Source organism: Buttiauxella sp. A111 (assembly GCF_014189855.1).
GTDB lineage: Bacteria > Pseudomonadota > Gammaproteobacteria > Enterobacterales > Enterobacteriaceae > Buttiauxella > Buttiauxella selenatireducens.
The window spans coordinates 438,842-453,297 of sequence record NZ_BJFN01000003.1 but is presented as its reverse complement, the minus strand read 5'-3'; the positions used below and the strand labels follow the sequence as shown (position 1 = coordinate 453,297).

Genomic DNA, 14,456 nt, shown 5'->3' with positions numbered 1-14,456 from the left:
GCGCAAATTTCCCCACTCCAGGTGGAGTGGGGAAGCCAGGTTAGTCTTTCGGTTTAAAGCGCAACAAACGGTTGGCGTTGCTCACCACGGTAATGGATGACAGCGCCATTGCTGCTCCGGCAACCACCGGGTTGAGTAACGTGCCGGTCAATGGATACAAGATCCCGGCGGCAATTGGGATCCCCAGGGTGTTATAGACAAACGCCCCTAACAGGTTCTGCTTCATATTGCGGAGCGTTGCTTTGGATATCGCCAGCGCGTCAGCAACCCCAACCAGACTGTGGCGCATTAAGGTAATGGCGGCGGTTTCGATAGCAACATCACTCCCACCGCCCATCGCAATCCCTACTTCAGCCTGCGCTAAAGCTGGCGCATCGTTGATACCATCGCCGACCATCGCGACTTGTCGACCTTGTTGTTGCAGCTTTTTAATCGCATCCGCTTTGCCGTCCGGCAGAACACCTGCAATCACTTCGTCAATACCGGCTTCTTTGGCAATCGCGTTAGCTGTTGTTGGGTTATCCCCGGTCAACATCACCAGACGATAGCCGTTACGGTGCAAGCGTTGCAACGCGCTAACGCTGTCAGCGCGCAGGGGATCGCGGATGGCAAATAATGCGACCAGTTTGCCATCTACCGCTAGCAGAACCGGTGTTGCGCCACGACTGGCCTGAGCTTCAATTTCTGCCGCCATCTGGGCGGTATCCACATTTTGCTCATCCATCAGCGCTTTGTTGCCGAGTAACAACTGATGCCCTTCGGTTTCACCGCTGACACCCAGCCCACGCAAGGTGCGGAAGGCATTCACTTGTGGCAGTTCTACACCGTCTGTTTTATCAAGAATCGCGCGTGCCAGTGGGTGGCTTGAGCCTTGTTCCAGTGCGCCCGCCAGCCTCAACGTATCAGCTTCAGACCAGTTGTTGTCAGTTATGACCGCGACCACTTGCGGTTTGCCCTCGGTTAGCGTCCCGGTTTTATCAAAGACGATAGTATCGAGTGTACTGGCACGTTGCAGCGCGTCGGCGTCGCGGACTAAAACACCAAACTCAGCGGCACGACCCACGCCAGAAATAATCGACATCGGCGTTGCCAGGCCCAGCGCACAAGGGCAGGCAATAATCAGCACGGTAGTCGCAATGACCAACGTATAAACGATTTGCGGAGCCGGGCCGAAGAAGTACCAGATTGCGGCGCTAAACAACGCAATGAGCACGACGACTGGAACAAATACCGCCGAGATTTTATCGGCAAGCTGGCCGATTTCCGGCTTACTGCTCTGCGCCTGGCGCACCATACGGATAATACGTGAAAGCGTGGTGTGGCTACCTGTTGCGGTAGCGCGGAACAGCACGCTACCGTCTTGCACCACGGTTCCTGCGTGAATCGGCTCATCAGTTGATTTTTGTTGCGGCACTGGCTCGCCGGTCAGCATCGCTTCGTCAAACCAGGCTTCGCCTTGGGTGATTTCACCATCGACCGGCACGCGGTCACCGGTCGTCAACCGCAGTACCATCCCTGCGGTCACTTCAGCCAGAGGGACACTTTTCTCACCTTCCGCAGTGACCACTCGTGCGGTAGGCGGCGTTAAATCCAGCAGGCGTTCCAGCGCTTTCGAAGAACGTTGGCGGGCGCGTTGCTCCAGCATATGTCCGAGGTTAATCAGACCGATAATCATCGCACTGGCTTCGTAATAAAGATGGCGTGCTTCCATCGGGAAGTGCTGCGGCCAAATGTTGACGGTAATGGAGTAGATCCATGCGGCACCGGTACCCAACGCGACCAGCGTATCCATGGTGGCGGTTTTGTTGAGCAAGCTTCGCCAGGCACTGCGATAGAAATGCCCACCGGCAAACACCATGACGCCTAGCGTGACAATGCCGATAGCCAGCCACAACGAACGGTTGTCATCGGTAACCATCATATTGTCACCGAACATTCCCCACACCATCACGGGAATACCGACGGCCAGCGCCAGAATTGCCTGCCAGCGGAAACGTTTAACGGCAGCATTGGCGGTTTCTTGCTGACGTTCACGGCGTTTCGCATCATCTTCAATGGCTTCAGCGCCGTAACCTACGCTTTCAACGGCTTTAACTAATGATTCGGCGGAGGCAGAGCCCATAATCAGGGCGCTGCGCTCGGCAAGGTTTACCCGCGCCATGCTGACACCGGGGACGTTTTGTAACGCACTCTGTACCCGGGTCACGCAACTGGCGCAGCTCATCCCGTTGATCAACAACTGTTGGCTATCGTCGTCATCTTTGGTGGCTGTCGGAAGCGAGTTGGATGCCGCTGTCAGTGCTTCCGACGGGATTGATGACTCTGCCAGCGGATCAGCCTTTGGGTGGCGAGCCTCCGTCGCGTCGTATCCGGCTTGTTTCACGGTATTGATTAATTCGTCAAGGGAAGCAGTGCCCGTTACGCTGGCGTGAGTTTGCGTCACCTCGGCTTGTTCAACGTCAGGCCGCTGTTCCAGGCTTTCCTTAACGCGTTTAACGCAATGACCACAAGTCAGGCCATCAAGGTTGAGATCGATTATATGAGACATCATCAGACTCCTTGTATCCCCATTGTCTTACAAATTGCAGATGCGTTGGCTACGTTCACTCACCCGAATCACTGACTTTAGTCAGCTCATCGGGCTTCGCTCGCTTGCCGCCTTCCTGCAATCCGAAATCCCTCGGGTATATAATTGGATTATTGAATTTTACTCGTCGAAGTTTTTTTCATGACTTACTATAAAGCTTAAACCTTCCAGTCAGGGGAAGGTCAAGGGGGGAAAGTGAATATTAGCGATGTTGCCAAAAAGACCGGTTTAACCAGCAAAGCGATTCGTTTTTATGAAGAGAAGGGGTTAGTGACCGTGCCGAACCGTGGCGAAAACGGCTATCGGACTTACACGCAAAAGCATCTTGATGAGCTGACATTACTGCGCCAGGCGCGCCAGGTCGGGTTTAATCTTGAAGAGTGCGGGGAACTGGTTAACTTGTTCAATGATCCGGCGCGCCACAGTGCGGATGTAAAAGCGCGCACTTTGCAGAAAGTCGCGGATATTGAGAAACACATCAGTGAATTGCAGGCGATGCGTCAGCAATTGCTCGCGCTTGCGGAATCATGCCCAGGTGATGACAGCGCTAATTGCCCCATCATCGATAATCTTGCGGGATGTTGCCACCGCCAATAATGGCGGTGAATGTCGCTCGCTAATCCACCCTGCAATGGTTTTTCGTCAGTCGGATTAGCGTGGCGACATTCTACAATACACGCGCTAAACGGCCTGTATTTTCAACGTGATGCCTTCAACAGCCACCACCACGACTTCAGTGCCTGCGGCTAAATCGCTCTCAGCCATCACCGGCCATGAACTATCGGCTACGCGCACATGGCCTCGGCCATTCACCAGGGTCGTCTCCAGACGCAAGTGCCTGCCAATGAGTTGATGACCGCGCTGATTGAGCACTTCACCCGGCTCTTGCTGCTTACGTGTTGACAGCCAGCGCCACCACAAAAAAGCAGCAACCAGCGTGAGAATGGAAAAGCAAACGCCTTGCCATTCCCAACCCAGTGGCACAACCCATACCAGCAAACCGGTCAGCACTGCTGCAACGCCGCTCCACAGCAGATAACCGCTGGCGCCGAGCATTTCAGCGGCCAGAAGCAGGCCACCCAGCGTCAGCCAGAAGATATGTGCGTGAGCAAACAGCAGGGTTATCATTTTTTACGCTCGTTACCGCTTTGCGCGATAAGTTCGCTAATACCGGCAATCGACCCCATCAGGCTGGTGGCATCCAGCGGCATTAACACCACTTTGCTGTTATTGGATGAGCCAATGTGCTGCAACGCGTCGGTGTATTTCTGGGCAACGAAGTAGTTAATCGCCTGAATATCCCCTTTGGCGATAGCTTCGGACACCATTTGCGTCGCACGAGCTTCCGCTTCAGCACTACGTTCACGAGCTTCCGCTTGCAGGAAGGCAGACTGGCGTTCACCTTCCGCTTTCAGGATTTTCGACTGCTTATCCCCTTCGGCTTTAACAATTTCAGCCTGGCGGATCCCTTCGGCTTCCAGAATATATGCACGTTTAGTACGCTCGGCTTTCATCTGAGCATTCATCGCGTCAATCAGTTCAGCCGGTGGGCGCACATCACGGATCTCGATACGGGTGATTTTGATACCCCATGGATTTGTCGCTTCATCCACGATATGCAGCAGGCGCGTATTGATGTTGTCACGCTGCGATAGCATTTCATCAAGCTCCATAGAACCCAGCACCGTACGAATGTTGGTCATGGTGAGGTTAATGATGGCGAGTTCAAGATTACTGACTTCATAGGCCGCACGCGGCGCGTCAACAACCTGAATAAAGCACACGGCATCGATGGCGACGTTGGCGTTATCTTTAGAGATGACTTCCTGGGAAGGGATGTCCAGCACTTGCTCCATCATATTGATTTTGCGGCCAATGCGGTCCATGAACGGCACCACAAGGCTTAAGCCTGGCATCAGAGTGTTGGTGTAACGACCGAAGCGCTCCACTGTCCATTGGTAGCCTTGCGGCACGATTTTTACCCCGGCGCCGACGATAATCAGCGCGACGAAGATCAGTACAGGAATGACGATTAACATCAAAAAAACCTCCATTGTTATTTTGATGTAAGTCTAACGCTTAACGCTGAAATTTTCTGCGACTTCCTTGTCCTGAATAAGCTTTTTGAATTAATAGAGCAACGAATAAATTTGGCGGCGATATTTAGATGCCAGTGCGTCACCTGTTCCGAGGGCGGCAAGGATTTCCATCATCATTTTGCGCACTTGCCCGTCTGCTGCACCGAGATCTTTTTTCAGATGGGTATACAGCAATTCCAGCGCTTCTTCATTGCGCCCGACCTGATGCAATTGCAGCGCCAGTTGGCTGGCTAACAGTGCATTTTCAGGATCTTGCTCAACCTGTTGTTGCAGCAATTGGATCTCGGGGGTATCAGCCGCTTGCTTTAGCAGCTCAATCTGCGCGACCAGCCCTTGATAACGGCTATCCTGGTCCTGTAACGGAATGGTTTTAAGCACCGCTTCAGCGTCTTCGCAACGCGTCAGTGCGATTTGCACTTCCGCCAGCATCAGGCCAATTTCGCTGTTTTGGTTAGACAATTGCCACGCATCTTTGAGCAACGGCAACGCTTCAGCGTGTTTGCCTTCTTGCATCAGTAGCATGGCTTCTTGCGCTTTCAACTCTTCTTCACGCGGTAGCACTTTTTCCAGCAGGGCGCGAATCGCTTCTTCTGGTTGCGGCCCCTGGAAACCGTCTACTGGTTGGCCATTCTGGAACAAGTACACGGTAGGAATGCTGCGCAAACCAAACTGTGATGCGACCATTTGCTCGGCATCGCAGTCCACTTTGGCAAGCAGAAACTGCCCCTGATACTGTGCGGCAAGTTTGTCCAAAACTGGCGTGAGTTGTTCGCAATGCTGGCTGCGCGCCGACCAGAAGTAAAACAGCACCGGCGTAGTAACGGATTGTTCTAGCGTCTGGTGCAGGTTCGCTTCGGTGATATCGATATTGTACTGTGCAGACATGAGTCACTCTCTTTTCAAGATTTGTTTTTTACATGGGGGTTGGCGGCGGGTGCTTCAACTAACCACGTAAAATTTTATCTAACATGCGACCCGGTAACAGACGACGCAACCATGTTAAAGCATGGGCAACTAACGTGACCGGATAGCGTAATTTTGGATTCGGGCTCTCAAAAGCATGGCGCACTTTTACCACCACTGCTTCCGGGCCAAGCGTAAAGCGTGCGGCGATCCCCGGATTTTCTACCGGATGGTCGGCTTGCGTCTGGTTTACGTTTTGCGAAAACTGCGTACGAATGGGGCCGGGCTCAATCAAACTGACTTTAATACCGCTGTGATGCAGTTCCATGCGTAGCGCATCAGACCAGGCTTCCAGCGCATATTTGCTGGCAGCATAGGCTCCACGACCCGGCGTGGAAACCAGTCCCATGACTGAACTGGTCATCACAATTCGCCCTTCACGATGCGGGAGCATCGCCGGAAGCAGCAGCATCGTCAGTTGATGGGTGCCAAATAAATTGGTCGAAAATTGCTGCTCAAGCTGTTCGCGCGTAAGCGTTTGTAGCGGCCCATAAACACCATATCCGCCATTATTAAACAGCCCGTACAGGCGATTACCCGTAAGCTCGATAACCTCTGCTGCCGCTGCTTGCACGCTTTCAGGGGAGTCGAGATCGAGCAATACTCCGGTAAATCCGGCCTGATTCATGCGTTCAACATCTTCGTTCTTGCGGCAGGCGGCCAAAACGCGGTAACCCTGTTGTTTTAAATCTTGTGCGCAGGCAAGACCAATACCGCTGGAACAACCTGTAATTAAAACTGATTTTTGCATAACTTTACCCGCGCGAAGCTCCGATTGTTCATGAGTCGTGTTTTACTAAAGGTGCCAGACGGGAGGACATCCAGTCGGCGATAAACGGTTGGGCATCACTGTTCGGATGTATGCCGTCATCCTGCATCCATTGCGGTTTCAAATAGATCTCCTCCATAAAAAATGGCAGTAGAGGTATAGAAAACTCTTTGGCAAGTTGCGGATAAATAGCGCTAAACGCCTCATTATAACGACGACCGTAGTTTGCCGGCAGACGTATTTGCATCAGCAAAGGTTGTGCCTTTGCTGCTTTCACATCGGTGATTATCTGGCGCAGACTTTTTTCGATGGCTTGTGGCTGAAAACCACGCAGTCCATCGTTGCCACCAAGTTCAATTAAGACCCAGCGAGGCTGATGTTGTTTCAGTAGCGCTGGTAGCCGCGCCAGCCCTTGCGGTGCGGTGTCGCCACTAATACTGGCGTTCACAACTTTGGTATTTTGCTGGTGCCATTTCGCATCCAGCAGCGCAGGCCAGGCCGCGGTTGCAGACATTCTATACCCGGCACTCAGGCTATCACCCAAAATCAGCAACGTGTCCGCATGTGCGGCGCGAATGGTCAAGAAAGCCAGAAACAGGAAGGGCACATGCCAGCGGAAAACATTGTTGAAGTTCATCATCTTAGTAAGTCCGTGGGTCAGGGGGAACATCAGCTCTCCATCCTTACTGGAGTTGAGCTGGTTGTCAAACCGGCGCAGACCATTGCGTTAATCGGGGAGTCAGGTTCCGGGAAGTCTACACTACTGGCGATCCTCGCAGGGTTGGATGATGGCAGCGACGGGGAAGTTCACCTCTGCGGCCAGCCGTTACACACCATGGATGAAGAAGCGCGAGCGGCGCTACGGGCGAAAAACGTCGGTTTTGTGTTCCAGTCATTCATGCTTGTGCCGACGCTCAACGCGCTGGAAAACGTCGAACTCCCGGCGCTACTGCGCGGTGAAAACGACGCCTCCAGCCGTGCGCAGGCCAAAGCCTTGCTCGAGCAGCTCGGGCTTGGCAAACGTATGGATCATCTTCCGGCGCAACTTTCGGGCGGCGAACAACAACGTGTGGCGCTGGCTCGCGCGTTTAATGGACGTCCTGGCGTGCTATTTGCCGATGAGCCTACCGGCAATCTCGACCGCCACACCGGCGACCGCATTGCGGATTTACTCTTTTCTCTGAATCGTGATTTCGCCACCACGCTGATCCTCGTGACCCATGATGAACAACTGGCTGCACGCTGCGACCGCCGCCTGCGTCTGCGTGAAGGTAAATTGTGGGAGGAAGCATGATTGCTCGCTGGTTCTGGCGCGAATGGCGCTCGCCATCATTACTGATTGTCTGGTTGGCGTTAAGCCTGGCAGTGGCGTGTGTACTGGCGCTGGGGAATATCAGCGATCGCATGGAACAAGGGCTTAATCAGCAAAGTCGCGATTTTATGGCGGGCGACCGCGCATTGAGAAGCTCGCGTGAAGTGCCGCAAGAATGGCTGGATCAAGCAAAAAAAGAGGGGCTGAAAGTTGGTAAGCAACTGACCTTTGCCACCATGACGTTTGCTGGAGACACGCCACAACTGGCGTCGGTAAAGGCGGTAGATGAGATCTATCCGATGTATGGCCAGCTCGACACCAACCCGCCGGGTTTGAAGCCAGAGCCGGGAAGTGTGTTGCTGGCACCGCGTTTAATGGCCCTGTTGAATCTCCATGTCGGGGATTCGCTGGATGTGGGTGACACCACGTTGCGTATTGCTGGAGAGGTTATTCAGGAACCCGATTCCGGTTTTAACCCGTTCCAGATGGCACCGCGACTAATGATGAACCTGGCTGATGTGGAAAAAACCGGAGCGATACAACCGGGCGGCCGCATCACCTGGCGCTACAAATTTGGCGGTACGGCGCAGCAGCTCGATAAGTTTGAAAACTACCTGCTGCCGAAGCTGAAGCCTGAACAACGTTGGTACGGCATGGAGCAAGATGACGGCGCGCTCGGGAAATCCCTCGAAAGGTCGCAACAATTCTTGCTGCTGTCTGCGCTTCTGACGCTGCTGCTGGCTGTCGCCGCCGTTGCTGTGGCGATGAACCATTATTGCCGCAGCCGTTACGATTTAGTGGCTATTCTGAAAACCCTTGGGGCCGGGCGTGCTGCACTGCGTAAATTGATTATCGGCCAATGGCTGATGGTGCTGGCACTCGCCGCGATAACCGGTGGTGCAGCGGGATTGGTGTTTGAGGCGGTGTTAATGCGCCTGCTGAAGCCTGTTTTACCTGCGGCACTTCCGCCTGCAAGCTTATGGCCGTGGGTGTGGGCCGTCGGCTCAATGGTGGTGATTTCATTGCTGGTGGGTTTGCGCCCTTATCGCCTGTTACTGGCAACGCAACCGCTAAGGGTTTTACGCCGTGACGCGGTGGCAAATGTCTGGCCTTTGAAAATCTATCTGCCGATTATTACGTTAGTCGTGGTGGCGCTGTTAGCCCTGCTGATGGGCGGAAGCACACTGCTGTGGGCGGTACTGGCGGGAACGGTAGTGCTGGCGGCGCTGTGTGGCATTGTTGGCTGGGGCGTGTTGAAACTGCTGAAAAAGCTGACGCTGAAAAACCTCGCGCTGCGTCTGGCGGTGAACCGACTGCTGCGCCAGCCGTGGGCAACGTTAAGCCAGCTCGCGGCGTTCTCGCTGTCGTTTATGCTATTGGCCTTATTGTTGGTGCTTCGTGGCGATCTGCTCGACCGCTGGCAGCAACAATTACCACCAGAAAGCCCGAACTATTTCCTGCTAAACATTGCTACTGAGCAAGTTCAGCCGGTGAAGGAATTTTTGGCTGAGCACCAGATTATCCCGGAGTCGTTCTACCCGATAGTGCGCGTGCGCATGACGGCGATAAACGGAAAATCGACCGAAGGGAATCCGGATGAAGCGCTCAATCGAGAACTGAATCTGACGTGGCAGAGCCAAAAGCCGGCGCATAACCCAATACTCGCGGGCTCCTGGCCGCCGAAAGCGGGTGAAGTGTCGATGGACGAAGGTGTCGCGAAACGGCTGAAAATAGGACTGGGTGATACCGTCACGTTTATGGGCGATACCCAGGATTTCTCCGCCAAAGTCACCAGCCTGCGTAAAGTCGACTGGGAAAGCCTGCGTCCTAACTTCTACTTTATCTTCCCGCCGGGTGCGCTTGATAACCAGCCACAAAGTTGGTTAACCAGTTTCCGCTGGGAAGGGAAGAACGGCATGTTGACGCAGCTTAACCGTGAATTCCCAACGGTCAGCTTGCTGGATATTGGCGCGATTCTGCGCCAGGTCGGGCAGGTGCTGGAGCAGGTCAGTCGAGCGCTGGAAGTGATGGTGGTGTTGGTGACGGCATGTGGTGTCTTGCTGCTGCTGGCCCAGGTTCAGGTCGGCATGCGTCAACGCCATCAAGAGCTGGTGGTGTACCGCACGCTCGGAGCCGGAAAACGCCTGCTACGCACGACATTGTGGTGCGAGTTTGCGGTGCTGGGTATGGTGTCCGGGCTGGTTGCTGCCATCGGGGCTGAAACCGCGCTTGGTCTGCTGCAAACTCGGGTGTTTGATTTCCCGTGGGAACCTGACTGGCGGCTGTGGGTTATTCTGCCTGTGAGCGGCGCGGTGTTGCTTTCGCTCTGCGGTGGTTGGTTAGGTGTGCGCCTGTTGAAAGGTAAAGCGCTATTCCGCCAGTTTGTTGGCTGACAACGACATGGGCTGGCGTTGTGTTAAACGCCAGCCCAGCCACTGATTAAGTCGCGTCACGCAGCCAGGCTTCCACCTGCTGATAGTTGCCGCGAAACACAATGTTGTCCGCTTTTTTGCTGAGCTGATAGCGATACATCGGGTCGTAATACTCTTCGAGCAGTGGCGAAAGCCACGCAAGATGCCCTTCAACAGACCCCGTTTTACGTTGCAGCACCAGCGCGTCTTCCAGTCGTGCGGTGAACTGTGCAAAACGCTCCATTCCAAGACGGCGGCGAATGGCGAACAAGCCATGATGCAGATACTCGCCGTAGTTTTGCCAGGCGGTATCTTCGTCGTGTACCGACAAAAATGCTTCACTCATTTGCTGGAAATATTCGGTTTTTAAACGCTCTAAACGCTGCTCAAATGGTTCATCAATCACCACAATTGGAGAGCGTAACATCTGTTCCCTGAAGCATTCCGGGATATGGCGCGAACCAATCATCCGGCCTTCATCTTCAACAACCCACCTTCTTTGCGGGCCGTCACTTTTCTTAAGCAGCGTCACCGCCAGGTTATTTTCAAAGTTGGTCTGTGAGGGTTGTTCGACAATGGTGCGGCCAAATGACGAACCGCGATGATGAGCCAGCCCTTCAAGATCGATACCTGTCGGCAGTGAACGGATTAGAATCGTTTTACCGCCGCCTGTATTACCGCTGACCAACACCATAGGCCAACGTGAGCGAGACTCAATCACATCCATCGCATAGTGGCGCAGCGCCTTATAACCGCCTTCGACCAGCGGATAGTCGACACCCGCTTCACGCAGCCATTGCTGAACCAGATGGGAGCGCAGGCCGCCTCTGGCACAGCACAGATACCCCTGCGGATTCTGGCGACAAAGTTCGAGCCACTTCTGCAAACGGGCTTCACGAATTTCACCCTGTACCAGACTGTGACCTAACTCAATCGCTGCTTGTTGCCCACGCTGTTTGTAGCACGTACCCACTTGCGCTCGCTCATCATCTGACATCAGCGGCAAATTCAGCGCGGCAGGCATGGCCCCCTGGGTGAATTCAACCGGCGCACGCACGTCGATAAGCGGAATATCGGCGCGCAGCAGATGTTCATAATTTTGGGTGTTGGTCATACCTAAACCTTAAGACGAGTGGGGGCGAAACGCTGGGGATTGTGCGCTTTGATAGCGAAAAAAGATAGTTATGGGTCGGATGGAGGAATTTGTAGGGCGGATAAGCGCAAGCACCATCCGCCGCTATGACTATAAGGCGAGCTGACTCTGCGCCCAGGAAATCCCGCTTGCGTATTCCGCAGGTAATAGTAGCACCAGCGCTTCAAGCGACGCGCCAAGTCTGCCGGTATCGCTGTCATTGAGATTGAGATGGCCCACTTTTCGACCTTCACGCACTTCTTTGTCGTACCAATGCAAATGCACTAACGGCAGTTTTAGCCAGTCGTAATTCAGGTCTGTGCCGATGAGGTTAACCATCACAGACGGTGAATTGACAACAGGTTGTGGCAGCGGCAGATCAACGATGGCGCGCAGATGCAATTCAAACTGACTGATGGATGCGCCGTTTTGCGTCCAGTGCCCGCTGTTGTGCACGCGCGGGGCGAGTTCGTTAATCAACAAACCGGCTGGCGTGATAAAGCACTCCATCGCCATGACGCCCACATAATTCAGCTCGTGCAAAATGGCCGACAGCATCGCTTCTGCTTGCTGCTGTTGCTCGATGTTGACCTGTGGGAAAACCACGCTGGTGCGCAGAATGCCGTCCTGATGCAGGTTATGCGTTAGCGGGTAAAATACGGTTGTGCCGTCATGCCCACGAGCACCCACGAGAGAAACTTCACCAGAGAAATTAATACCTTGCTCGACGATACATTCGCCGTAGCAATCATCGGGTAGCTGGTTGGTTTCCTGGCTGCGCAAACGCCACTGTCCACGCCCGTCGTATCCACCGACGCGGCGTTTCACAATCGCCAGTTCGCCCAAATTCTGGAATACATTGGCCCATTGGTCGCGGCTGGAAAGCAATTGCCACGGTGCGGTTGCCAGTTTGAGCTTATCGAACAGCTGCTTTTGCGTCAGGCGGTCGGCAATTATCGGGAACACATCGCGGTTCACAAACGCATTGTGGCGAGCCAGTTCGCGGGTGAGGGCGGTTTCAGGCCAGCGCTCAATTTCAGCGGTAATCACGCTTTGTGCAAACGGAACGGCTTCGGGTTCGGCATCTAAGCCAACCGGATAAACTGCGATACCCAGCGGTTCGCCCGCCTGGCGTAACATCCTGCCTAATTGACCGTTACCCAGCACGCAAACCCGTTTCATGCTTCACCCCGTGGGTCTGGGTTTTCCAGCACTTCGTCGGTTTGGCTTTGACGCCAGTTTTGCAGGCGTTGATTGAGTGCCTGGTCGTGCAGCGCCAGGATTTGGGCGGCCAGCAGTGCGGCATTAGCGGCACCCGCTTTACCGATAGCCAGCGTCCCGACCGGAATACCACGCGGCATTTGAACAATAGAGTAGAGACTGTCGACGCCGCTTAATGCAGCGCTTTGGACTGGCACACCCAGCACTGGAACCAGGGTTTTTGCCGCGATCATGCCCGGTAAATGTGCCGCACCGCCTGCGCCCGCAATAATCACCTGATAACCGTTGCCGCTTGCCTGTTCGGCAAAGCTGAAAAGTTTATCGGGAGTGCGGTGAGCGGAAACCACTTCAACATGGTGTGGGACATCAAGGGTGGTGAGGATTTCTGCGGCAAACTGCATGGTGGCCCAGTCACTTTTGGAACCCATGACAATGGCGATACGCGCCGGGGTCTGGTTGGAGGACATGCGTCTCAAAACTCCTGTGGGTATGCAAACATCACCGAACGTGGCTCGAACGGTCAGAAGGGTTCAGAGAATAGCATGAACATAGAGCAAGGAAAACGGTTGCGTGGCTGCGAATGCGGCAAAAAGAGGTGATTTTGTTTAGAAAGAGAAGGGGATGAGCTCCACATCTTCGGCGGTCACTCTAATCATCGACCCCTGCGTATGCCAGGCACCTAATACGCAGCGAAATGCGGGTTTGCCGTTAGCCGTTAGCGGGTGAATTTCCGGGCGATGAGTATGGCCGTGGATCATCCACTGAACCTGGTGACGGGTAAGGGCATCAACAACGGCGTGTGGATTCACATCCATAATCGCCATCGATTTACTGCTGTTGGACGCTTTACTGTTAGCACGCATTTTGGCGGCGACGCGTTTGCGAATAAATAGCGGCAGGGCGAGAAACAAACATTGCAGCCAGGGCTGGTGGACTTTCTTGCGGAAGGCCTGATAACCGTGGTCGTCGGTACAAAGTGTGTCGCCGTGTAGCAGTAACATATTGCGACCGTATAAATCGACAACCTGTTCTTCGGGTAACAACGTCATTCCGCTCAAGCGTGCAAAACGTTTACCGAGCAGGAAATCGCGGTTGCCATGAATAAAGAAGCAGGGCACACCGGAATCAACCAGGTCTTTGATAGCAAGGGCAATTTGGCGATGCAAAGGTTCGGGGTCATCATCACCAATCCAGGCTTCAAACAGATCGCCAAGGATATAGAGTGCGTCAGCTTCCCGCGCTGAGCCCGCCAGAAAACGCAGAAAACCGGCGGTAATCGCCGGTTCTTCTGAACACAGATGCAAATCTGCGATAAAAAGCGTCATCGCCATGGGGCGAATTATTCGCTTACGGTTACGCTAGTGATAACCACGTCTTCTTTAGGAACGTCCTGGTGCATACCGCTGCGACCGGTGGACACGCCTTTGATTTTCTCAACGACGTCCATACCTTCAACGACTTCAGCAAATACGCAGTAACCCCAACCTTGCATGCTTTCGCTGCTGAAGTTCAGGAAATCGTTATCAGCTACGTTAATGAAGAACTGAGCTGTTGCAGAGTGTGGAGCCTGAGTACGAGCCATTGCCAGCGTGCCTTTGGTGTTTTTCAGGCCGTTGTTCGCTTCATTCTGAATGGTGTCTTTGGTCTCTTTCTGCTTCATACCTGGTTCAAAACCGCCGCCCTGGATCATAAAACCATTGATCACACGGTGGAAAATGGTGTTGTCGTAGAAACCTTCGCGGCAGTAATCGAGGAAGTTTTTAACAGTAATCGGCGCTTTATCATCAAAAGTTTTGATTACGATATCGCCGTGATTAGTATGAAAAGTAACCATGCTGTGTATCCTATATTAGTCAGACAGTGTTCAGGCAGACGGTGCCGTGACACAAGGTGGTTGTTATAGCATAACTGCGTCCTGTACGTCAGTAAGCGATAACCTCGCAAAGCACACTGCATCCGGAT

Annotated in this window: 14 protein-coding genes; 3 read left to right on the top strand and 11 right to left on the bottom strand. The window is 53.7% G+C overall.

All coding sequences use genetic code 11. The features are described 5' to 3' along the window. Positions 1 to 40: 40 nt before the first annotated feature. Positions 41 to 2,548, bottom strand: coding sequence for a copper-exporting P-type ATPase CopA (copA, locus tag BSPA111_RS11410; protein ID WP_183271447.1), 2,508 nt, complete (start codon positions 2,546 to 2,548; stop codon positions 41 to 43). Positions 2,549 to 2,782: 234 nt separating this feature from the next. Here copA and cueR point away from each other — a divergent pair, with 234 nt between their 5' ends. Beyond that, entirely contained in the window at positions 2,783 to 3,184 is a 402-nt protein-coding gene (cueR, locus tag BSPA111_RS11405; RefSeq protein ID WP_183271270.1) for a Cu(I)-responsive transcriptional regulator, read from the top strand. An 84-nt stretch (positions 3,185 to 3,268) separates the two neighbouring features. Here the strand turns inward: cueR and BSPA111_RS11400 are convergent, their stop codons facing one another. The 5 genes from BSPA111_RS11400 to tesA form a co-directional block, all read right to left on the bottom strand. Next, positions 3,269 to 3,715 (bottom strand): NfeD family protein, encoded by a 447-nt coding sequence (locus BSPA111_RS11400; RefSeq protein WP_183271269.1) that lies wholly within the window; start codon positions 3,713 to 3,715, stop codon positions 3,269 to 3,271. Continuing rightward, the gene (locus BSPA111_RS11395) at positions 3,712 to 4,626 is read right to left on the bottom strand and encodes an SPFH domain-containing protein (protein WP_183271268.1); all 915 of its coding nucleotides are present in this window, start codon (positions 4,624 to 4,626) and stop codon (positions 3,712 to 3,714) included. The genes BSPA111_RS11400 and BSPA111_RS11395 overlap by 4 nt, the downstream gene beginning before the upstream one ends. Before the next feature lie 90 nt (positions 4,627 to 4,716). Beyond that, the gene (locus BSPA111_RS11390) at positions 4,717 to 5,571 is read right to left on the bottom strand and encodes a co-chaperone YbbN (protein WP_183271267.1); all 855 of its coding nucleotides are present in this window, start codon (positions 5,569 to 5,571) and stop codon (positions 4,717 to 4,719) included. A gap of 58 nt (positions 5,572 to 5,629) precedes the next feature. Next, positions 5,630 to 6,400, bottom strand: coding sequence for an SDR family oxidoreductase (locus BSPA111_RS11385; RefSeq protein WP_183271266.1), 771 nt, complete (start codon positions 6,398 to 6,400; stop codon positions 5,630 to 5,632). Positions 6,401 to 6,428: 28 nt separating this feature from the next. Next, complete coding sequence (gene tesA, locus BSPA111_RS11380) at positions 6,429 to 7,058, bottom strand: multifunctional acyl-CoA thioesterase I/protease I/lysophospholipase L1 (RefSeq protein ID WP_183271265.1); 630 nt, start codon at positions 7,056 to 7,058, stop codon at positions 6,429 to 6,431. Between tesA and ybbA the strand changes: the two genes are divergently transcribed. Together ybbA and ybbP are read left to right on the top strand one after the other, a co-directional pair. Then, complete coding sequence (ybbA, locus tag BSPA111_RS11375) at positions 7,026 to 7,712, top strand: putative ABC transporter ATP-binding protein YbbA (RefSeq protein ID WP_183271264.1); 687 nt, start codon at positions 7,026 to 7,028, stop codon at positions 7,710 to 7,712. The genes tesA and ybbA overlap by 33 nt on opposite strands. Continuing rightward, on the top strand, positions 7,709 to 10,123 hold the full coding sequence (gene ybbP / locus BSPA111_RS11370) for a putative ABC transporter permease subunit YbbP (RefSeq protein WP_183271263.1): 2,415 nt from the start codon (positions 7,709 to 7,711) through the stop codon (positions 10,121 to 10,123). The genes ybbA and ybbP overlap by 4 nt, the downstream gene beginning before the upstream one ends. Positions 10,124 to 10,169: 46 nt before the next feature. On the opposite strand, the gene mnmH is transcribed toward ybbP, so the two are convergent. From mnmH to ppiB, 5 genes are all read right to left on the bottom strand, one after another. Next, positions 10,170 to 11,255 carry a tRNA 2-selenouridine(34) synthase MnmH gene (mnmH, locus tag BSPA111_RS11365; protein ID WP_183271262.1) on the bottom strand — a complete coding sequence of 362 codons (1,086 nt, stop codon included), beginning with the start codon at positions 11,253 to 11,255 and terminating at the stop codon, positions 10,170 to 10,172. A 129-nt stretch (positions 11,256 to 11,384) separates the two neighbouring features. After that, the gene (purK, locus tag BSPA111_RS11360; protein WP_183271261.1) at positions 11,385 to 12,455 is read right to left on the bottom strand and encodes a 5-(carboxyamino)imidazole ribonucleotide synthase; all 1,071 of its coding nucleotides are present in this window, start codon (positions 12,453 to 12,455) and stop codon (positions 11,385 to 11,387) included. Continuing rightward, a complete protein-coding gene (gene purE, locus BSPA111_RS11355) occupies positions 12,452 to 12,961 on the bottom strand; it encodes a 5-(carboxyamino)imidazole ribonucleotide mutase (RefSeq protein WP_183271260.1) in 510 nt (169 codons plus the stop codon). Before purE ends, purK begins: the two co-directional genes overlap by 4 nt. A 138-nt stretch (positions 12,962 to 13,099) precedes the next feature. Then, positions 13,100 to 13,819, bottom strand: coding sequence for a UDP-2,3-diacylglucosamine diphosphatase (gene lpxH, locus BSPA111_RS11350; RefSeq protein ID WP_183271446.1), 720 nt, complete (start codon positions 13,817 to 13,819; stop codon positions 13,100 to 13,102). A gap of 14 nt (positions 13,820 to 13,833) precedes the next feature. Beyond that, entirely contained in the window at positions 13,834 to 14,328 is a 495-nt protein-coding gene (ppiB, locus tag BSPA111_RS11345; RefSeq protein WP_183271259.1) for a peptidylprolyl isomerase B, read from the bottom strand. Positions 14,329 to 14,456 lie beyond the last annotated feature (128 nt).